The organism is Streptomyces sp. DSM 116795, from assembly GCF_055792905.1.
Genome location: NZ_CM147707.1, coordinates 929721 through 950638, shown reverse-complemented (window position 1 = coordinate 950638; position 20918 = coordinate 929721). Strand labels below are relative to the sequence as shown.

General features: G+C 69.1%; 16 protein-coding genes. 15 read left to right on the top strand and 1 reads right to left on the bottom strand.

The window, feature by feature from the left end:
• Window positions 1-36: 36 nt before the first annotated feature.
• From ACSMXX_RS04050 to ACSMXX_RS04010, 9 genes are all read left to right on the top strand, one after another.
• Window positions 37-978, top strand: coding sequence for an ABC transporter permease (locus ACSMXX_RS04050; protein ID WP_473184619.1), 942 nt, complete (start codon window positions 37-39; stop codon window positions 976-978).
• A complete protein-coding gene (locus tag ACSMXX_RS04045; protein WP_473182657.1) occupies window positions 975-2057 on the top strand; it encodes a substrate-binding domain-containing protein in 1083 nt (360 codons plus the stop codon). The genes ACSMXX_RS04050 and ACSMXX_RS04045 overlap by 4 nt, the downstream gene beginning before the upstream one ends.
• Before the next feature lie 197 nt (window positions 2058-2254).
• A complete protein-coding gene (locus ACSMXX_RS04040; protein WP_473182656.1) occupies window positions 2255-3463 on the top strand; it encodes a Gfo/Idh/MocA family protein in 1209 nt (402 codons plus the stop codon).
• 35 nt (window positions 3464-3498) lie between these two features.
• A complete protein-coding gene (locus ACSMXX_RS04035) occupies window positions 3499-4497 on the top strand; it encodes a sugar phosphate isomerase/epimerase family protein (RefSeq protein ID WP_473182655.1) in 999 nt (332 codons plus the stop codon).
• Window positions 4498-4772: 275 nt separating this feature from the next.
• The gene (locus ACSMXX_RS04030) at window positions 4773-5159 is read left to right on the top strand and encodes an SseB family protein (protein ID WP_473182654.1); all 387 of its coding nucleotides are present in this window, start codon (window positions 4773-4775) and stop codon (window positions 5157-5159) included.
• Window positions 5156-5782: a hypothetical protein gene (locus ACSMXX_RS04025; RefSeq protein WP_473182653.1), complete on the top strand. Its 627-nt coding sequence runs from the start codon at window positions 5156-5158 to the stop codon at window positions 5780-5782. Before ACSMXX_RS04030 ends, ACSMXX_RS04025 begins: the two co-directional genes overlap by 4 nt.
• A gap of 3 nt (window positions 5783-5785) precedes the next feature.
• A complete protein-coding gene (locus tag ACSMXX_RS04020; RefSeq protein WP_473182652.1) occupies window positions 5786-10420 on the top strand; it encodes a putative T7SS-secreted protein in 4635 nt (1544 codons plus the stop codon).
• 39 nt (window positions 10421-10459) lie between these two features.
• Entirely contained in the window at window positions 10460-10792 is a 333-nt protein-coding gene (locus tag ACSMXX_RS04015) for a hypothetical protein (protein ID WP_473182651.1), read from the top strand.
• Between the two features lie 38 nt (window positions 10793-10830).
• Window positions 10831-11244, top strand: coding sequence for a DUF7878 domain-containing protein (locus tag ACSMXX_RS04010; RefSeq protein WP_473182650.1), 414 nt, complete (start codon window positions 10831-10833; stop codon window positions 11242-11244).
• Window positions 11245-11316: 72 nt separating this feature from the next.
• Here the strand turns inward: ACSMXX_RS04010 and ACSMXX_RS04005 are convergent, their stop codons facing one another.
• Entirely contained in the window at window positions 11317-11652 is a 336-nt protein-coding gene (locus ACSMXX_RS04005; RefSeq protein ID WP_473182649.1) for a hypothetical protein, read from the bottom strand.
• Between the two features lie 104 nt (window positions 11653-11756).
• On the opposite strand from ACSMXX_RS04005, the gene ACSMXX_RS04000 reads away from it, so the two are divergent.
• The 6 genes from ACSMXX_RS04000 (at window position 11757) to ACSMXX_RS03975 (ending at window position 20566) form a co-directional block, all read left to right on the top strand.
• Window positions 11757-12359 (top strand): helix-turn-helix transcriptional regulator, encoded by a 603-nt coding sequence (locus tag ACSMXX_RS04000; protein WP_473182648.1) that lies wholly within the window; start codon window positions 11757-11759, stop codon window positions 12357-12359.
• 43 nt (window positions 12360-12402) lie between these two features.
• Window positions 12403-13368: a hypothetical protein gene (locus ACSMXX_RS03995; RefSeq protein ID WP_473184618.1), complete on the top strand. Its 966-nt coding sequence runs from the start codon at window positions 12403-12405 to the stop codon at window positions 13366-13368.
• A 413-nt stretch (window positions 13369-13781) separates the two neighbouring features.
• On the top strand, window positions 13782-14552 hold the full coding sequence (locus ACSMXX_RS03990) for a D-Ala-D-Ala carboxypeptidase family metallohydrolase (protein WP_473182647.1): 771 nt from the start codon (window positions 13782-13784) through the stop codon (window positions 14550-14552).
• 484 nt (window positions 14553-15036) lie between these two features.
• Window positions 15037-17487: a PQQ-dependent sugar dehydrogenase gene (locus tag ACSMXX_RS03985; RefSeq protein WP_473182646.1), complete on the top strand. Its 2451-nt coding sequence runs from the start codon at window positions 15037-15039 to the stop codon at window positions 17485-17487.
• A 14-nt stretch (window positions 17488-17501) separates the two neighbouring features.
• On the top strand, window positions 17502-18935 hold the full coding sequence (locus ACSMXX_RS03980) for a ThuA domain-containing protein (protein WP_473182645.1): 1434 nt from the start codon (window positions 17502-17504) through the stop codon (window positions 18933-18935).
• Between the two features lie 416 nt (window positions 18936-19351).
• The gene (locus ACSMXX_RS03975; RefSeq protein WP_473182644.1) at window positions 19352-20566 is read left to right on the top strand and encodes an inositol-3-phosphate synthase; all 1215 of its coding nucleotides are present in this window, start codon (window positions 19352-19354) and stop codon (window positions 20564-20566) included.
• The last annotated feature ends 352 nt before the right edge of the window (window positions 20567-20918 follow it).

Sequence of the window (20918 nt, the reverse complement as noted above, 5' to 3'; positions counted from 1 at the left end):
CCCGCGCAGGAGCCGGCTTCGCCGCGCCGGCGCGGCATCAGCGCACCCCGTGGCGGTCTGCGTCACCTCTCGCTGGCGGGGGTGCTCGTCGCGCTGGTGGTCGTCGGCGCGTTCACCAAGCCGGAGCAGTTCCTGACCGGCGACAATCTTCAGCTGATCCTCACCCAGTCCTCGGTCATCGGGGTCGTCACCGTCGGCGTCACCTTCGTCATCATCGGTGGCGGGATCGACCTGTCCGTCGGGGCGATCGTCGCGCTCGCCTCGGTGTGGGCGACGACGGTCGCCACGCAGGAGTTCGGGCTCGGCGGCATGCTGCTGTGCTCCGTCGCCGTCGGGGTGGGGTGCGGGCTGGTCAACGGCATGCTCATCGCGTACGGGCCGATGGTGCCCTTCATCGCCACCCTCGCCATGCTCGCCTCGGCGCGCGGCCTCGCTCTGTTGATCAGCGACGGCAAGACGCAGGTGGTCGACGTGCAGGCCGTGCTCGAACTCGGCGTCTCCGACAGCTACGTGCTCGGAGTGCCGCCGCTGGTGCTGGTCTTCGCGGCGGTCGCGGTGCTGGGCTGGCTCGTCCTGGGGCGTACGACCTTCGGACGGCGCACGGTCGCGGTCGGCGGCAACGCCGAGGCCTCGCGGCTCGCCGGCATCGCCGTACGCAGGCAGCGGCTGCTGCTGTATCTCCTGTCCGGCCTGTGCTGCGGCATCGCCGCGTTCATGTTGATCGTCCTCACCGGCTCCGGTCAGAACACCAACGGCAATCTCTACGAACTCGACGCCATCGCCGCAGCGATCATCGGCGGCACCCTGCTCAGCGGCGGCCGGGGCACCATCACCGGCTCCGTGCTCGGAGTCCTCGTCTTCACCACGATCACGAATCTGTTCGCGCTCAACAACCTCCAGACAGACGTTCAGCAGATCGCCAAGGGAGCGATCATCGTCGCCGCAGTCCTGGTCCAGAAGGGTCGGAAGACGCCATGAGCCACACACCTGAGAACCCCAACTCGCCACGCCGCGAGACCACTTCAGCCACGTCCCGCCGGAACGTCCTCTTCGGTACGGCGGCGGCGGGCGCCGCCCTCTTCGCAGCGGGCTGCACCAGCAACACGAGCAACGACGACAAGGAAGAGACCGGCCAGGCGAACGTCGCCGACGACAGGCCCGGCAAGAAGGTCACGATCGGCTTCGCCGGACCGCAGGCCGACCACGGCTGGCTCAACGCCATCAACGAGCAGGCCAAGGAGCGGGCACAGAAATACAAGGACGTCACGCTGGAGGCGACCGAAGGCTCCAACGACAACGCCCAGCAGGTCGGCCAGATCGAGACTCTGATCAACAAGAAGGTCGACGTCCTGGTCATCCTCCCCGCCGACGGCAAGGCGCTGACACAGGTCGGCCTGAAGGCGATGCGTGCGGGCATCCCCGTCGTCAACCTCGACCGGGTCTTCGCCTCGCAGCAGGCCTACCGCTGCTGGATCGGCGGCGACAACTACGGCATGGGCCTCAACGCCGGCCGCTACATCGGCGAGAAGCTCAAGGACAAGAAGAACGCCAAGGTCGTCGAACTCGCCGGCATCGACAACCTGGAGCTGACCCGGGAGCGTACGGAAGGATTCGACGACGCCCTGAAGAACTTCCCGAACATCGAGAAGGTCGCCCGCCAGGCCGCCGAGTTCACCGTGGAGTCCGGGCAGTCGAAGATGGCGCAACTGCTGCGCGCGGAGCCGAAGTTCGACGCCCTGTGGAACCACGACGACGACCAGGGCGTAGGCGCCGAGCGGGCCATCAAGCAGGCAGGCCGGGACGACTTCCTGATGGTGGGCGGCGCCGGCTCACGGCGCGTCATGGACACCATCAAGGCCGACAACGGCGTCATCAAGGCCACCGTCCTCTACCCGCCGACGATGGCGGCCTCCGCCATCGACCTCGCCCGCGCACTCGGGCAGGGCAAGGGCGTCGGCGGCCTCGCCGAGTTCGAGATCCCCGCCTCCCTCACGCTCTACTCGGCCGTCGTCACCAAGGAGAACGTGGACGAGTATCTGCCGACCGGCTTCAAGTAGCCGGCGGCCGGGCCCGTCCGTCGCCGCCGTGCCGGGCCCGGCGCCGCCGGCGTGCGCCACGCCGCGCACCTCGCGCACCACCGCAGCACGTCACCGCCGTGCCTCACCACGGACGCACCACGCCGCGCACCACGCCAGGCCGTGCTGCCCCGGCCGTGCCACACCCCCCACTCGTACCCCCGACAGGGAGGAGCCCCATGTCCGACGACACAGCGCCCGCCCCCGCGCCCATACGCCCGGAGCAGGGCGGATCGGCGCCACCGCTCGGCGTGGGCATGGTCGGTTACGCCTTCATGGGAGCGGCCCACTCGCAGGGCTGGCGCACCGTCGGCCGGGTCTTCGACCTGCCGCTCGCTCCCGCGATGACGGCGGTGTGCGGTCGTGACCCTGAAGGCGTACGGGCGGCCGCGGGGCGGCTGGGCTGGACGGCGACGGAGACCGACTGGCGGGCGCTGATAGCCCGCAGCGACATCCAGCTCGTCGACATCTGCACTCCCGGCGAGAGCCATGCCGAGATCGCCGTCGCGGCGCTGGAGGCGGGCAAGCACGTGCTGTGCGAGAAGCCGCTCGCCAACTCGGTCGCCGAGGCGGAGCAGATGGCGTTGGCGGCACAACAGGCCCGGGCGCGCGGGCAGTTGACCATGGTGGGCTTCAACTACCGCCGTACGCCCGCGCTCGCCTTCGCCCGGCGCATGGTCGTCGACGGGCGTCTGGGCGAGCTGCGGCACGTGAGGGTGAGCTATCTGCAGGACTGGCTCGTCGATCCCTCCTTCCCGCTGGCGTGGCGGCTGCGCCGGGAGGCCGCGGGCTCCGGAGCGCTGGGCGACCTCGGCGCCCACGCCATCGACATCGCGCAGCACCTCGCGGGCTCGGCGCTGGCCGGGGTCTCGGCGCAGACGGAGACGTTCGTGACGGAGCGGCCGCTGCCCGGCGAGGCGTCCGCCGGCGCGCTCGGGCCGGTCACCGTCGACGACGCCGCCGTCTTCAACGGGCGCCTGGTGTCGGGGGCGTTGGCCTCCTTCGAAGTCAGCCGCGTCGCGGCGGGCCGTAAGAACGCGCTGCGGGTCGAGCTCAACGGCACACGCGGATCACTGGAGTTCGACCTGGAACGCCTCAACGAACTGCACTTCCACGACCACACGGACGCCGCCCAGGAGTCCGGTTTCCGCCGCATCCTCGTCACCGAGGCCGACCACCCCTATCTGGAGGCGTGGTGGCCGCCGGGGCACGGCCTGGGCTACGAGCACACCTTCGTGCACCAGGCGCGCGACCTGCTGTACGCCATCGCCACCGGCACCGACCCCGAACCGTCCTTCGCCGACGGCCTGCAGGTCCAGCGTGTGCTGGCCGCGGTCGAGGAGAGCGCGGCGAAGCACAGCGTGTACGTCAACGTCACCGCCGACTGAGGCGCCCCGCCCGGACAGATCAGGAGGCAGCGCAGATGCCCCGACAGTTCACCCTCTTCACCGGCCAGTGGGCGGACCTCCCACTGGAGGAAGTCTGCGGGCTCGCCCGCGACTTCGGCTACGACGGACTCGAACTCGCCTGCTGGGGCGACCACTTCGAAGTGGACCGCGCCCTGGCGGAGCCGGACTACGTGGACGGGCGCCGGGCCCTGCTGGAGAAGTACGGGCTGCAGTGCTGGGCGGTCTCCAACCACCTCGTGGGGCAGGCCGTCTGCGACAGTCCCATCGACGAGCGGCACCAGGGCATCCTGCCCGCCCGCATCTGGGGCGACGGCGACCCCGAGGGCGTACGGCAGCGCGCCGCCGCGGAGTTGAAGGACACGGCGCGGGCGGCGGCGGCGCTGGGCGTGCGTACCGTGGTCGGGTTCACGGGCTCCTCGATCTGGCATCTGGTGGCGATGTTCCCGCCGGTGCCGCCGCACATGGTCGAGCGCGGTTACGAGGACTTCGCGGAGCGATGGCACCCGATCCTCGACGTCTTCGACGCGGAGGGCGTGCGCTTCGCACACGAGGTGCACCCCAGCGAGATCGCGTACGACTACTGGACGACGCACCGCGCGCTGGAAGCCATCGGCCACCGCCCGGCGTTCGGGCTCAACTTCGATCCCAGCCACTTCGTGTGGCAGGACCTGGATCCGGCGGGGTTCCTCTACGACTACCGGGAGCGCATCTACCACGTCGACTGCAAGGAGGCCCGCACGCGTCTCGACGGGCGCAACGGCCGGCTGGGCTCCCACCTGCCGTGGGGCGACCCGCGGCGCGGCTGGGACTTCGTCTCCGCGGGGCACGGCGACGTGGCCTGGGAGGATGTGTTCCGCATGCTGCACTCCATCGGCTACGACGGGCCCGTCTCGGTGGAGTGGGAGGACGCGGGCATGGACCGGCTCGCGGGGGCGCCGGAGGCGCTGCGCCGGCTCAAGGCGTACGACTACGACCCACCCACGTCGTCCTTCGACGCGGCGTTCTCCAGCTGAGCGGCGCCGGGCTCCGGCGAGCCGCCGCGCCCGCCGTGCAAGCCGCGGCGCCCCCGGCCATGTGAGCTGCGGCGCCCGGCAGTTGAGCCGCGCGTCCTCCACCTGAGCCGCCGCGCCCCGGGCAACCCGCCTGCCTGGGGCGCGGTGCTGTGCGGGGCCGGGGTCGGCCGATGTGCGGATCCGGGCCGACGGGGCCGGGTGGCCGGGACGGAACCTGTTGCCGGGTGTTTTGTGTCCCTTACGGTTGGAACCGCAGATCTGGCCGGGGGGTTGTCATGCTGACGGAGGACTTCGAGGACGTCGAGGCGGCACGGGAGCATGTGCACGCCGAATTGGGGGAGTTCCGCAGGTCGCTGGTGCTGGTGCCGATCCGGGACGGCGGGATTCTTGCCGGGGATCAGGGTGGCCTGCGGTGGATCTACGCGTTCACCGACACGGACACACTGACGGCGTTTGCGCAGGCTCGGGGCGAGGGCGGGGAGTGGGAGTTCCGGCGTGTCTACGGGGCCCGGCTGCTGGATGAGACCTTGGCGGAGGTCGGAGTCCCGTGCGGGATCGCGGTCGATGTCGGCAGTGAGGGGGCGTTCCTGTTGCCGCCGGCGAAGGGGATCGTGCCCGATGAGGTAGCCGTGGACGAGGAGTCGGATGGGGCGGCGCCGTGAGCGGTGGCTACAAATTCGATCCGGCGGCGGCGAAGCAGGTCGAGCAGGGCTTGAAGGCGGCGACGGCGGAGCTGGAGGAGACGGGCTACTTCTCGATCACCGCCCAGCAGGGGCACGGGTTCCAGTTCCTGTCGATGTCAGGCATGGAGATGGGCAGCGGTGAACTGGCTGATGTGTTCGGGCAGTTCTGCGGCCGGTGGGGGCTGGCGGTGCACGGGAAGATGCAGGACCTGAACGACATCGCGGAGAGACTCGGGCTGTCTGCGGGGCTGTACCACGAGCAGGAGCAGTACGTGAACGACACCCTCAAGGAGGTCGTCGTCACGGCTGGCTCCTACAACCCGCAGCAGGGTGTCGCGGAGGGGGAGAAGGCGGGGGAGAAGTCCTGGGGCGAGGTGTGGGACGGGGTGAAGCCTCGGGTACCGGAGGCGGATTCGTCGATGCCGGACTGGGGCGAGATGGGAGATCAGTGGGGGCAGGTCGGGGACGACTTCCAGAGCTCCCCGTGGCAGGACGTGGCGGGTCCGGACCGGTGGGACGACTCGGACTATCAGTGGGACGGGCCACCGCCTGAGCAGGAACAGGGCAGCCCGGGCAACGACAGGGGCAACGGGGGGAACTGACCGATGGGGCTGGGGGACGCGTTCAACGACGCGGTCGGTGCGGTGAAGCAGGGCGCCGAGGTCGTCGGCGACGGGGTCGAGTGGGCGGGCGGCAAGGCCGCTGACGGTCTCGACAGCGTAGGCCTGGAGGGCGCGGCCGAGGGCGTACGGGACGCTGGCGAGTGGACGGCGGACAAGCTCGGTGCCGACGTGGCCGAACGCCAGCTCGGTGAGACGGAGGACCCGAAGGAGATCATCCACGGCGACGTGGAGAAGCTGACCGAACGGGCCGAGCATCTGCGGGACTTCTTCAAGGCCTTCGACAAGCTCGGCTCCGGGCTGAAGCGCCTCGACGTGCACGGCTGGGAAGGCGAGGCTGGCGAGGCGTTCCGGGCCGAGTTCGAGCCGCAGCCGAAGTTCTGGATCCAGGCTGCGGACGCCTGCGAAGCGGCGGCGAAGCAGATGGTCGAGTACGCGTCCACGGTGCAATGGGCGCAGGGCGAGGCCAAGGAGGCCATCGCCCTGTACAAGAAGTCGAAGGCGGCTTCGGCCAAGGCGGTGGGCGACTACAACGCGAAGGCCGACGAGTGGAACCGCAAGAACGAGTCCGGAGGCGACCCGGGTCCGAAGCCGCCGCCCTTCGAGGACCCGGGCAAGGCCGGGCTGGAGCGGGCCCAGTACATGGTCGGTGAGGCCCGGAAGCAGCGCGACGATGCCGCGCGGCGCTCGAAGGACGCGGTGAAGGGGCTGGTGGACCAGGCCCCGGAGGTGCCCGGCGGCTGGGAGCTGCTCAAGTCGGCCGGCCGGGACATGGCCGAGGGCATGGCGTTGAACAGCATGCACCTCACTGGCGGTTTGCTGAAGGGCCTGGGCGAGACGGTCGGCCTGGTGCGGATGCTGAACCCGACCGACCCGTACAACATGACCCACCCGGGCCAGTACCTGCAGAACATGAACGGCGTCGTCACCGGCCTGGCCTCCACCGTCGCCCATCCCGAACGGCTCGTCGGCATCGTCAAGAACCAGAACTGGCGCGACCCCGCCGAGGCCATCGGGAAGATCGCCGTCGACCTCATCGGCGGCAAGGGCTCGGGCGGCATCGTCAAGGGCGGACTCAAGGGTGGCCTGAAAGCCGGGGGCAAGGAGGCCATCGAGCAGGGTGCGAAGGAAGGCGCCCGGAAGTCGGTTAAGGAACGCCTCGGAGACCTCGGGCGGGACCTGAACTGCAAGGTCCTGCGCAACGAGCCCGTCGACATTGCCACCGGGCGGATGGTGCTGCCGCAGACCGACGGGATGCTGCCGGGCACGTTCCCGATGGAGTTCACCCGTACCTTCGAGTCGGCGTACCGCAACGGCGGCTGGTTCGGGCCGGCTTGGGCCTCCACCATCGACGAACGTCTGGAGGTCGACGCCGAAGGTGTCGTGCACGTAGCCGCCGACGGCAGCGTCCGCGCCTACCCCCATCCGGCACCCGGCCTGCCCGTCACCCCGGTCAAGGGTGTCCCCTGGCCACTGGAGCGGCACCCGGACGGCTCCTACGTTTTGTACGACCCGGTCGACCGGATCACCCGCACCTTCGAAGCGCCCGCCGGTGTGGCGCCGGGCGGTGATGGCGTCGCCAAGCTCGCCTCGATATCCGACGTGCAGGGAAACTGGATCTCTGTCGAGTGGGAGCTGGGGCAGCCCCACTCGATGACCCACTCCGGCGGCTACGAGCTGCAGTTCATCTGCGACGCAGGCCGCGTCGCGGCCCTGGCGCTGAGCACGCCGGAGGGCCCGGTACGGCTGCGCGCGTACGGCTACAACGACTGCGGCTTCCTCACTTCCGTCGCCGACTCCGAGGACCGTGCCACCCGGTACGACGTGGACGAGCGCGGCCGCATCACCAAGTGGACCGACAGCAACGACCGCTCGTTCTCGTACACGTACGACGACGAGGACCGCTGCGTCCACCACGCAGGCGAAGCCGGGCACCTCGCGGCCCGTTTCGAGTTCGGACTGGACAGCGACCAGCCGGGGTGCACGACGACCCGGGTCACCGACTCCCTCGGCCACGCCTCCCTGTTCACAGTCGACGCCCAGCTGCGGATCACCGCGGAGACCGACCGCGCCGGTCGTACCACCCGCACCACGTACGACGATCAGCACCGGCCGCTGACGGTCACTGATCCTCTCGGCGCGACGTTCACCTACGGCTACGATGATTTCGGCCGCATCCTCGGGGTTGAGCAGCCAGACGGCAACTTCGCGTGGGTGGCATACGACGATGAGGGGAACGCTGTCGAACTGCGTGACCCGGACGGTGCCATCACACGGCGGTCGTACGACGAGGCAGGCCGGCTTGTCGGCACCGTCCGTCCTGACGGCACCGTTACTGCCCTCTCGTATAACAGCGGTGGCCGGCTGGCGTCGGTCACGGATCCGCTCGGCCAGGTCACTCGTATCGAGAGCAACTCCGCCGGCCTGCCGGTGCGAGTCACGGAACCGCATGGCGCGGTCACTGCTTACGTGCGCGACGCCTTCGGTCGTCCCACCGTGGTCACCGATCCGCTTGGCAACACCACGCAGTTGACTTGGACGGCTGAGGGCAAGCTCGCTAGCCGCACGCGCCCGGACAGCACGGTGGAAGCCTGGGAGTGGGACGGCGAAGGGAACCTCCTGCGCCACACCGATCAGGTAGGCGGCGTCACCGAGCACGAGTACACGCACTTCGACCTACTGGCAGCCCGCACCGACCCGGACGGCACGCGGCACGTCTTCGCGTATGACACCGAGTTGCGGTTGCGGCAGGTCACCAGCCCGCAGGGTCTGACCTGGGAGTACGAGTACGACCCCACCGGCCTGGTCGTCCGCGAGACCGACTTCGACGGCCGCTACCTGTACTACTGGCACGACGACGCGGGCGGGTTGAGTATGCGATCCAACATGCTGGGACAGTCCGTCAGTTACAAGCGTGACGAACTCGGTCGCATCACCAGCAAGAACGTCGACGGCGACGAGACGCTGTACACCTATGACCCGGCCGGGCGGCTGCTCTCCGCCGTCACGTTGGACTCCGAGCTCGTGCTCCAGCGCGACCGTATGGGCCGCCTCCGCACGGAGATGTACAGGGGACGGGTCCTTGCCTTCGACCGCGACTCGCTGGGGCGCCCCGTGCGCCGGACGACTCCTGTCGGCGCCGTCACGGCGTATGCCTACGACCCGGCCGGCAACAGGGTCGGCGTCGACCTCGACGGTCACGCCATGGATTCCGCCTACGACGCCGCGGGGCGTGAAATCAGCAGAAGCGTCGATGCTGCTCTGAACTGCGTGAACGAATGGGATCCCACTGGTCGGCTCCTCAACCAGACGGTCACCGCCGACGGCATGATCGGCGGCCTGCGCATGCCGGACAAGGGCAGCCAGGTGGTGCAGCAGCGCAGTTACGAATACCGCGCCGACGGTCACCTCACCACCCTTACCGATCGCCTCAACGGCGCCCGCCGCTTCCGCCTCGACCGTGTCGGCCGCATCACCCAGGTCACCGGACAGAACTGGACCGAGACCTACGCGTACGACGCAGCGGGCAACCTCACCCAGGCTGCCTGGCCTGCCTCCCACGGTGAGTCCGCTACCGGTGCACGCGAGTTCCGCGGTCTGCATGTGACGAAGGCGGGCCGTTGGACCTACGTCTACGACGAAGCCGGTCGAGTTGTCGAGCGCCGCAAGACCCGCCTCTCCCGCAGGCCCGACGTCTGGCGCTACACCTGGGACGCCGAGGACCGGTTGACCGAGTGCGTGACACCCGACGGCACGGTCTGGACCTACAACTACGACCCTTTCGGGCGCCGTACTGCCAAGCAGAGACTCGACGTCGATGGCCAGGTGGTCGAGGAGACAGTGTTCACCTGGGATGGCACGCAGGTGATCGAGCAGACCACGACCGGTGTCGACGAGCGGCCGATCGCGCTGACTTGGGAATACGAGGGACTCGCGCCTGTTGCCCAGGCGGAGCGGGTACTCGCCCTCGATTCCCAACAGACCATCGACGCCCGCTTCTTCGCCATCATCACCGACTTGGCCGGTTCACCAACAGAACTGGTAGCCCCTGATGGGCAATTGACTTGGCGAACCCGCAGCACCGTGTGGGGCACAACCGCCGTGACCCGCGATGCCACCGCCCACACTCCATTGCGCCACGCGGGCCAGTATTCCGACCCCGAAACCGGCCTTCACTACAACCTGAACCGTCACTACGATCCGGCGGTTGCCCGCTACGTCAGTCCCGACCCGCTCGGATTGGACGGCGGCACGAATCCGTTGGCTTGGGTTGACAATCCCTACCGGTGGCGCGACCCGCTCGGACTGAAATGTGAGGATCTGAAGTTCGAGCCTTCCCCCAAGCATGGGCGGGACCAGCGCGGGAGTGCGGCACCTGAGCCGACGAATCCTCAGGAGTCGCTTGAGAAGTCCATCGTGTTCAACCCCAACACGACCCGCCGCGTAGCCGCCAACCCTGAGACAGGGGAGTTCTCGGTGTTCGACGAGACTCACAATGGCACAGGGATCTACCATGGCCATGCGCGAAGCTGGGACGAGTTGAGTCCGCAGATGCAGGCAGCGCTACGGAGGGCCGGCATGGTCAACAAGAAGGGGAAGATCCAGCCCTGGGAGGAATAGTCGGCATGTTGACCATGGAAGGGAAGGGGGGTCTTAGCCGTGCACTACGAGTCACCGGGGCCGATCACGCCTGAGGAGGCCGAGGACGTCTTTCTGCACGGACAGCCCGAGGACGTGAGCAGAGCGCTCGTGTCTTCGGCGTTGAGTGGTGAGAACCGCGAGTGGCTGGAGCAGTGGATCATTCGGTTGTCCCGGCATCAGGATCCTGCGGTAAGAAGCACGTCTGCGGTCAGTTTGGGGCATCTTGCACGACTCCACGGAGAGGTGTCACGTGAAGCCGTGAAGTCCGTGTCTGATCTTCGTCAGGATGCTCTTACAGTAGGCGCCGCGGAAAACGCGCTCGAGGACATCGAGATCTTTTGCAGGACTTGAAATCTCGGATGATGGCCTCCAGACCGGCTTCTGTTCTCGTGAACTACCAGAACTTCAATGCAGACGATCTGCCAGGGAGCCTCCTCGCCGACTACCTTGTCAATGTCGAAGCGGACTTCGAGGTTGCCGAGGGTGTCAATGTCGTCTATTCCGAGCCGGCATTTCCGGTAGCGGAGTTGGCGCGTGAACTGATCCAGTGGATATCCGTCTCTGAACGGGAAGCAGAGGACTTCTGCTTTGCTTCGCTCTCGTTCGAGGACCCGGGGGCGGTAAGGATTCTGCGTGGTCCGGAAGGTTGGCTTGTTGGTTCTGCCCTCACGCCCGAGAAGGTGAGTTCGCCACAGCCATGGCGGGATCTCACCGAGGCGATAGTCGAGTTCATAGGACGCGTGCAGGGAGACCTGGAGCGAGTGGGAATCGACGCCGACTTCGTCTTGGGGTCCCAGGCTTGAAGCTGGCGTACGGTGTCGAGGCCCCAGGCGCCCCGCACGGCGGCTCGGTCTTCATCCCAAGCAAGGGAAGACCTAATTGACGAGCCGGAGCAGTAAGTGATCAAGGTGCAGACTGTCCAAGGCAGCGTGGAGCTCGACGAGGAAGCCCGATCCCTGCTCCGGGCCGTTCTCCGCGAGATCAACCAGGCCTCGTATCTCCTCGAGGAAGATGCGGCCTGGACCGGGTTTCCCGAGCTCTTGTGAGCCGTGCGCACCGAGCGGATGTCCCCTGATACCCGGGTCGAGATCCGGACGGAGCAGATGCGGCGGATCGACGAGCTGGCTGTCCGGACCGGTGAACACCTGGGTGCCGACGAGTTTCGCACCCGGACGGGACGGCCCCTCCAACAGGCGCAAGAACTGCTGCACGACTGCTGCGCCCCCGGCAACCCGGGGGCGCGGTGCGGGTGCCGGGATGGGACGCGTCGCGCGGGGGGAGTCAGATAGTCTATTTAGACTGCTAGAGTTCCACTATGCCTGGTCGTGTTCTTGATAACCCGCTCGTCCTCGCTGTCCTCGGTCTTCTGCTGGAGAGGAGCTCTCACCCGCATCAGATGCTCTCCGAGCTGCGGCAACGGAGCGACAACCACGCGGCCGTGATCACGCGCGGCACGCTCTACAACATCGTTGCCGCCCTGGCCGAAGCGGGATGGGTGGCTTCGCAGGGCCGACAGCGTTCGGGAAACCGTCCGGAGAGGACTGTGTACGCCCTCACGGCAGAGGGCCGCGAGGAGCTCGTACGACGGCTGGACTCCCGAATCCGCGACCCGCAGCGGGAGTTCTCGCAGTTCCTGGGGGCTGTCACCTATCTCGGCGCTCTCGGGCCGGGCGGCGCGGAAGAGGCCCTGACCGAGCGCGCCCGACGCCTCCGGGACCGCACGGCTGCCGATGAGGAGCGCCTCGCGGCGGCATTGTCGGCCGGCGTACCCCGCCTGCACGTCATCGAGGCCGAATACGCGCTCTGCCTCGCTCACGCGGAGATGTCCTGGATCGGCTCCTTGCTCGACGACATCCGCACCGGCTCGCTGACGTGGCCGCCCGATGCGGAGCCGGCTCCGGCGCCCGCCGGGTCCTGAACCGAGAGGAACCGAACACGTGACACTGAGAACGCACGACGGCCTGCTCTTCGGGATCTACCCGGGCGGGGTCGCCGGTGATGACGCCGGGGGCCTGGCCGGTGGCCCGCCGGATGAGCCGTCCTCCGTGTCGAACGCGCTCGACCAGCTTCAGGGGCCGACAGGTCGCCCATTTCTCGTGCGGGCCTACATCGGCTTCGACGAAACGACCCGCCTGGGCGAGCCGCACGTGACCGCGACGCCGGCCGACGCGGCCCAGTACGCCGTGCGGGGGCGCCGCCTGGACCTGGTGACGCAGTATCAGTCCGTCGCCGCAGATGTCGACGGCTACTGCGACTTCTTGCGCGAGTTGGTCGATCAGTACGGCGCGGTCACGAGAACATTGCAAGTGACCGAGGAACCGAACGTCACATCGAACCCCGTGCTGGACGGCTATTATCCGGCGGTCCACGAGGCGGTCATCCGTGGAGTGTCCGCAGCCAAGGTGCAAGCACACGAATCCGGGAACAGACACCTGCGGGTTGGTTTCAACACAACTCCCCTCTTCGGGCCGGCCGCATCCTTCGTCGCCGACCTGACCGACCGAGGAGGGAAACGCTTTGTCGCCGACCTGGACTACGTGGGTCTGGACTTCTTTCCCGACGTCTTCCAGTCCATTGCCGCGGCCGAACTCCCGCGGGCGGTCGAGGGATTGCTGAGCCATCACCGTGACTCGGTGCTTACGCCCGCTGGCCTGGGCCATCTGCCACTGCACATCACCGAGCACGGCTGGCCCACCGGACCGGAGCGGTCGCAACAGCGGCAGGCTGACGTCGTCGAGACCGTGGTTCGCGTCATCGGGACCCAAGCGAAGCGGCTCGGACTGAGCGGTTACACGCACTTCGCGCTACGGGACGCCGACAGCGCGAACCCGGGACTGTTCCACCAATTCGGGCTCACCACCGATGACTACGTTCCCAAGCCGGCCTTCGAGACCATGAGAAAGCTCGTCGAAGAGCTCAGCGCCTGACGGGGACGACGCTCAAGAGGCGCTGCTGGCCCGCCCGGTCATCCTCTGCCGGTTGTGGCCGAGCCGCTCGTCAGCGCCCGGAGGCGTACGAGACGAAGCGAGCCCAAGCGGCGGGGGAGAGGGCGAGCTGCCATGACGTCCGTCATCTCCGGCCGCCCCCTTGCGCTTTCGTTTGCTCGCGACACTCCGATCTCACGCATGATTACGGAGGGCGATATTCGCTGTCCACTACTCGACCCGTACACCGCTGCTGTGTACGGGCGTTGAGAACAGGAGCCGTGAAACTGCCTGATTTCAATCGGCATTTCACGAACTCTGAGCAGTGTTTACGTGTTCTTGACAAAGGCTCTGGTCGGCGCCACCCTCATGCCTCGGCAGCCCGGCGCACCGACTGAGGAAGGCAACGACCCCCCATGAGTTCACGTTCTGCCAGAGTGCTGGTCACCGTTCTGACGAGTGCGGGCCTGATGCTCGGCGCCACCGCCGCCGTGCCCGCGATCGCGGGCGCCGCCCCGGCCGCAGCCGTCGACACCAGCGCCGCCGACGCCTGCTTCACCTGGAGCGAGGAGCTCAGCGAAGGCGCGTCCGGTGACGCCGTGCGGCAGCTCCAGATCCGTGTCTCCGGATACCCCGGTACCGGCGAACAGATCGCCGCCGACGGCGAGTTCGGCCCGGCCACCAAGGCCGCGGTGCAGCGCTTCCAGGCCGCGTACGGCCTCACCGAGAACGGTGTGGCGAACGAGCAGACCTTCAACAAGATCTACGAGTTGCAGGACGACGACTGCACCCCGGCCAACTTCGCCTACGACGAACTGAACAACTGCAACGCCGACTGGTCGGGCGGCAAGGTCGATGCGGCCACCGCCAAGTCCAACGCCCTCGTGACCATGTGGAAGCTGCAGGCCATGCGGCACGCCATGGGTGACAAGCCGATCGACGTCAACGGCGGCTTCCGCAGTGTCGCCTGCAACGACTCGGTGGGCGGCGCGGCCAACAGCCGTCACCTGTACGGCCACGCGGCCGACCTCGGCGCGGGCTCGCAGGGCTTCTGCGCCCTGGCCCAGGCGGCCCGTAACCACGGCTTCAGCGAGATACTCGGCCCGGGCTTCGAAGGGCACGACGACCACACCCATCTCGCGGGCGGCGAGGGCCAGTTCTGGTCGGCGCCCGACTGCGGTATCTGAGCCGCGAGTTCGCGCTCTTCGCTGCAACGCCCGCCCCGGTGCCTTTCGGCCCGGGGCGGGCGTCTGCGCATTGCGGCAAGTCACCCTGTCGAGGGCAGGGGCTCTGCACACACACTTTGTCCACATCGTGGATGAAGCCAACTTACCCTTTGTCAAAGGGGTTTCCGTATCGGACGAAGATGGCTACCGTCCTTGTGGTGTACCGGACATGAGTCGTCATGAGTAGCTTTCCCCCTCGTTCCTCACCCGTACGAACCGTTACACCCACACTCCGGCCTCCCGACCGGCCCGCCCGGCCCGCGAGGCCCCGTTCCGGCGCGACGGCGCGCGCCTGTGCCAGCTCAAGCGGTCAACGACACCCACGTCACCAACCGTTCTCCCTCTCAGGAGGAGTCGCGTGCACAGGATCACCCGTTCCTCATCCCTGCCCTCCGGACCAATCAGACACCCACGACAGCGCCTGTCGCCGCGCCGGCTGCGGCGGATGCGCGCCGCGTTCCGTTCCCGTATCGCCGTCGTCGTCTCCTGCGTGCTGGTTGCCGGCGTACTCACGCTGGGCGCCTCCCCGGCCTCGCAGGCCGCTGAAAAGGCACCGGGCGCGGACGACGCCCCGGCCGCGGCGGACTTCCAGCAGGTCACCCTCGCCAAGGGAGAGCCGGAGACCGGTGAGCCGATGACGCTCGCCGTGCTGCCCGACAGTTCGGTGCTGCACACCTCGCGCGACGGCACGGTGCGGCTGACCGACCAGGGCGGCGCAACGAAGGTCGCCGGCGAGATCCCCGTCTACAGCCACGACGAGGAAGGCCTCCAAGGCGTCGGCGTGGACCCGGACTTCGCCGACAACCGGTTCGTCTATCTCTATTACGCACCGCCCATGAACACCCCCGAGGGCGACGCCCCCGAGACGGGCAACCCGGACGACTTCAAGCCGTTCGAGGGCGTCAACCGGCTCTCCCGGTTCGTGCTCTCCGAGGACGGCACCCTCGACATGGACAGTGAGAAGAAGGTCCTCGAAGTCCCCGCCAGCCGCGGACTGTGCTGCCACGTCGGCGGCGACATCGCCTTCGACGCGGACGGGAACCTGCTGCTGTCCACCGGGGACGACACCAACCCGTTCCAGTCGGACGGCTACACGCCGATCGACGAACGCGCCGACCGCAACCCGGCGTTCGACGCGCAGCGCAGCTCCGGCAACACCGACGACCTGCGCGGCAAGATCCTCCGTGTCAAGGTCAAGGACGACGCCACCTACGACATTCCCGAGGGCAACCTCTTCGAGCCGGGCACCGAGAAGACCCGTCCGGAGATCTACGCGATGGGCTTCCGCAACCCGTTCCGCATGACCGTCGACAAGCCCACGGGCATCGTCTACGTCGGCGACTACGGACCCGACGCCGGCGCAGCCGACCCGGCGCGCGGCCCCGCGGGCCAGGTGGAGTTCGCGCGCGTCACCGAGGCGGGCAACTACGGATGGCCGTACTGCACCGGCAACAACGACGCCTACACCGACTACGCCTTCGGCAGCGGGGAGTCCGGTGAGAAGTTCGACTGCGCCGCCCCGAAGAACGAGTCGCCCAACAACACCGGCCTGACCGAGCTGCCGCCCGCGAAGGCCGCCTGGATCCCCTACGACGGCGCGTCCGTGCCCGAGTTCGGAGACGGCTCCGAATCGCCCATGGGCGGTCCCGTCTACCGGTACGACGAAGACCTCGACTCGGAGGTGAAGTTCCCGAAGGAGTACGACGGCGACTTCTTCGCCGGAGAGTTCGGCCGCCGCTGGATCAAGCGGATCGAGCAGGACACGGGCGGCGGCGTCACCTCCATCAACTCCTTCCCCTGGAGCGGCACTCAGGTGATGGACATGGAGTTCGGCCCGGACGGTGCGCTGTACGTGCTCGACTACGGCACCGGCTTCTTCAACGGCGACGAGAACTCGGCGGTCTACCGCATCGAGAACGCCACCGGCGGCCACAGCCCCATCGCCGAGGCCAAGTCGGACAGGACCAGTGGGCAGGCGCCGCTGGAGGTCGCGTTCTCCTCCGAGGGCAGCAGTGACGCCGACGGCGAAGAGCTCAGCTACAGCTGGGACTTCGGTGACGGCGCCACCTCCGCCGAGGCGAACCCGACGCACACCTACACGGAGAACGGCACGTACTCCGCCACCGTCACCGCCACCGACCCCGGCGGCCGCACCGGGAGCGCGAGCGTGATCGTCACCGTGGGGAACACGGCACCGACGGTGGAGCTCCAAGTGCCCGCCGACGGAACGCCGTTCAGCTTCGGGGACGAGGTGCCCTTCGAGGTGAAGGTGACCGACCCGGAGGACGGTGAGATCGACTGCTCCAAGGTGGAGGTCAGTTACGTCCTCGGGCACGACAGCCACGGTCACCCGATCACCTCGGCGAAGGGCTGCTCCGGCACCCTGGAGACGCCCGCTGACGGCGAACACGACCCGAACGCGGACATCTTCGGAGTCTTCGACGCCGAGTACACGGACAACGGAGGCGGCGGACAGGACCCGCTGACCAGCCACGACCAGAGCATCCTCCAGCCCGAGCACCGGCAGGCCGAGCACTTCACCACCTCGGCCGACGGCGTGACCGTCGCCGACGCCGAAGGCGCCGAGGGCGGCCGTGCCGTGACGGGTGCGGACGACGGTCAGTGGATCGCCTTCGACCCGTACGTCACCGAGGACGTCACCGAGCTGTCCGCACGCATCAAGGGCGGCACCGCCGGAGGCGCCATCGAGGTACGGGCGGGAGCACCCGACGGCGCCCTGCTCGGCACCGCCGAGGGCGGCACCGGGGACGGCTGGCGCGACGTGAGCACCGCCGTCGAGAACGCGCCGCAGGGGACGGGGAAGCTCTTCCTGGTCTTCAAGGGCGGTGGCAGCGACCTGTTCGACGTGGACAGCTTCAAGGTCACCACGGGCTGAGAGGAGGCGAGAACGTGCGGAACAAGAGACGGACACACAGGTCACGCATCGTGCGGCTGGCACTGGCCGCGTCCTCGGCGCTGCTGCTGAGCGCCGCGGCGGTGCCCGCGGACCCGGCGCCGCAGCCGGACGGACCGGTCGGAATGGATGAAGGCGAATCCGTGCTGGTCTTCTCCAAGACCGCCGGCTTCCGGCACGACTCCATCCCCGACGGCATCGAGGCACTGCAACAGCTGGGAGCCGAGGGCGGATTCACGGTGGAGGCCACGGAGGACGCCGGCGTCTTCACACCGGAACGTCTCGCCGCGTACGACGCCGTGGTCTTCCTCTCCACGACCGGCGACGTGCTCGACGGGACACAGCAGGCCGCCTTCGAGGACTACATCGAGGAGGGAGGCGGCTACGTCGGCATCCATGCCGCTGCCGACACGGAGTACGAATGGCCGTGGTACGGCGGGCTCGTGGGCGCCTGGTTCGACTCGCACCCGCTGATCCAGCCCGCGACTGTCGAGGTCGAGGACCGTGCGCACCCGGCGACCGCCCATCTGGGCACGGCCTGGGAGCGCACGGACGAGTGGTACAACTACCGCACCAACCCGCGCGAGGACGTCCATGTCCTGGCGGCCCTCGACGAAGGCTCGTACGCGGGCGGCAACATGGGCGACGACCACCCCATCGCCTGGTGCCAGGAGTACGAGGGCGGCAGGTCCTTCTACACCGGCGGCGGACACACCAAGGAGTCCTACGCGGACGACGCCTTCCGTGCGCATCTGCTCGGCGGCGTGCGGTGGGCGACGGGCGCCGCGCAGGCCGACTGCCGTCCGGAGAACGGCTACACGTCCCTCTACGGCGGCGGAACCGGGCTGGAGCAGTGGAGTCAGGCCGGGCCGGGCCACTTCGAGGAGAGCGACGACGGCGCGCTCAACACCGTCGGCGGCATGGGCCTGTTGTGGCACCGGACCGAGCAACAGGGCGGCTATTCACTGAAGTTCGACTGGAAGATGGCCGGGGACGACAACTCCGGCGTATTCGTGGGATTCCCGGCCTCCGACGACCCGTGGTCCGCCGTCGAGGCCGGCTACGAGATCCAGATCGACGCGAGCGACGTGCCGGAGAAGACGACCGGCTCCGTCTACGGATTCCAGTCGGCCGACCTGGAGGCCCGCGACGCGGCACTCAACCCGCCGGGGGAGTGGAACACCTACGAGATCCGCGTCGAGGGTGAACGGCTCCAGATCTGGCTCAACGGCACCCGTGTCAACGACTTCACCAACACCGATCCCGCGCGCAGTCTCACCGACGGCCACATCGGCCTGCAGAACCACGGTGACGGCGACGACGTGGCATTCCGCGACATCAGGCTGCGCGAACTGGCGCCCGGCGCGCCCGCGGCGCCCGCCGCGGTCGGCGGCGGCAGGGCGGCGGCACCGGAGGGAGGCGGGCACTGAGCCGGGCCGCACCGTCGCACGGGCAGCGGCCACCGGGCCGCGCTCCGTGCCGGCGGCGAGGGCCGTGAAAGCGACGAACCGCCTCAACTGCCGTCCGGCACACGCCGGATGACGAGCCGCAGCCAGCGGCCCGTCCGCACGGTGTCCACCGGTCCGAGGGGGGGCCGCGGACGCCGTACGGGCGGCGGGCGAGGAGAACGCCGACTCCTCCCCGCCGCCCCGGGCGTCACCGGCTCGGCGGCCTCACGTGCGTACGTACGCCCCGTGCGGCACCGCGCACGGCATGGCACGGCCACGGCCACGGCCACGGCCACGGCGCCGCGCGATTCCCGTTCCGCACAAGGCCGTTCGGCAGCACACACCCCCTCGCCGCGCCACCGTCCCACCCGTACACCCCCTCACAGCGGAGGCAGGCAGTGACCGAAGACCACCCGAACCAGCCGACCGCCGTCCCGGACGCCGCCCGTACCGGCGTCTGGCTCATCGGAGCACGCGGCTCCGTCGCCACCACCGCGATCGCCGGCTGCGCCGCGGTCGCCTCCGGAATGCACCCGCCCACCGGCATGGTCACCGAGACCGCGGCCTTCGCCGGATGCGGCCTGCCAGCGCTGGGGCAGCTGGTGTTCGGCGGTCACGACACGGCGTCCTGCCCGCTGCCCAAACGCGCCGAGCAGCTCGTCACCGGCGGTGTACTCCCGCACGGTCTGCCCGCGGCCGTGCACGCCGAACTCGCCGCGGCCGACGCGTACATACGGCCTGGGGGTCCCCCCAGGCCCCTCAGGGCCGAGGGGGAGGGCCGCCCTCCCGGGAGTCCCCTCAGGCCCTCCGGGGCCGAGGGTGACGACCCGCGCGGCGAGGACGAACTGATCGACTCCTTCGCCGCCGACCTGAAGGACTTCACCCGCGACAACGCGCTCACCCGTACGGTCGTCGTCAACGTCGCCTCCACGGAAGGCGCCCCCGGCGACGGGGACACCACGCTTCCGCCCAGCTCCCGCTACGCGGCCGCCGCTCTGCGCGCCGGCTGCCCGTACGTGAACTTCACCCCGTCCACGGGGCTGCACCACCCCGCCCTGCATGAGGCAGCCCGGCGCTCCGGGCTTCCGCATGCGGGCCGTGACGGCAAGACGGGCCAGACGCTGCTGCGTTCCGTGCTCGCCCCGATGTTCGCGCAGCGTGCGCTGCCTGTACGCGCGTGGTCGGGCACCAATCTGCTCGGCGGGGGCGACGGCGCGGCGCTCGCCGAGCCCGGCGCCGCCGCCGCGAAGAACGCCGGCAAGGAGCGTGTGCTGGCCGACAACCTCGGCCGACTGCCCGAGGGACAGCTGCACATCGACGACGTACCGGCGCTCGGCGACTGGAAGACGGCCTGGGATCACGTCGCCTTCGACGGCTTCCTCGGCTCACGCATGATCCTCCAGACGGTCTGGCAAGGCTGCGACTCGGCACTGGCGGCACCCCTCGTGCTCGACCTCGCCCGCATCGTCGCCCGCGCCCACGAGGCCGGAGCCGCGGGCGCGGTGGAAGGACTGGGCTTCTACTTCAAGGACCCCGACACCGGCCCGGCCGACCTGCCGGGCCAATGGCGCGAGCTGACGGACCTCGCCGGGCGTCTGCGGGCGGCTGCATGAAGGGCCCCGAGGTGACGCGCGGATCCGCGGGCTCCGCTGGCGCGGTCCCCGCTGGCGCTGGCGCTGGCACGGGCGCGGGCACCGGTTCCGGTGCCGGGGGTGCCGGTTCCGCTGGCGCGGGTGCGGGTGCTTCTGAGTACCCAAGTGGTGCTGCGGCCGCAGGTGTTGGCTCCGTGGGCGCTGGCGCGGGTGCGGGCGTCGCCGAGGGCGTCGGCCCCGCTGCCGCCGACGCAGGTTCCGGCGCTGGGGGTGCGGGTTCCGGTCTCTCGGGTGCCGGTGCCGTTCCCGCTGGCGGCGGGGCTGGTTCCGGCGCCGTGGGCTCCGTGGGCGCTGGCGCGGGTTCCGCGGGTGT

Bases quoted from the DNA above. Each gene is read 5' to 3' on its own strand.
- ACSMXX_RS03985 (WP_473182646.1), top strand. From the start codon at position 15,037: ATGCGCGCCGCGTTCCGTTCCCGTATCGCCGTCGTCGTCTCCTGCGTG.
- ACSMXX_RS04035 (WP_473182655.1), top strand. From the start codon at position 3,499: ATGCCCCGACAGTTCACCCTCTTCACCGGCCAGTGGGCGGACCTCCCA.
- ACSMXX_RS03990 (WP_473182647.1), top strand. From the start codon at position 13,782: ATGAGTTCACGTTCTGCCAGAGTGCTGGTCACCGTTCTGACGAGTGCG.
- ACSMXX_RS04045 (WP_473182657.1), top strand. From the start codon at position 975: ATGAGCCACACACCTGAGAACCCCAACTCGCCACGCCGCGAGACCACT.
- ACSMXX_RS04040 (WP_473182656.1), top strand. From the start codon at position 2,255: ATGTCCGACGACACAGCGCCCGCCCCCGCGCCCATACGCCCGGAGCAG.
- ACSMXX_RS04030 (WP_473182654.1), top strand. From the start codon at position 4,773: ATGCTGACGGAGGACTTCGAGGACGTCGAGGCGGCACGGGAGCATGTG.
- ACSMXX_RS04020 (WP_473182652.1), top strand. From the start codon at position 5,786: ATGGGGCTGGGGGACGCGTTCAACGACGCGGTCGGTGCGGTGAAGCAG.
- ACSMXX_RS04000 (WP_473182648.1), top strand. From the start codon at position 11,757: ATGCCTGGTCGTGTTCTTGATAACCCGCTCGTCCTCGCTGTCCTCGGT.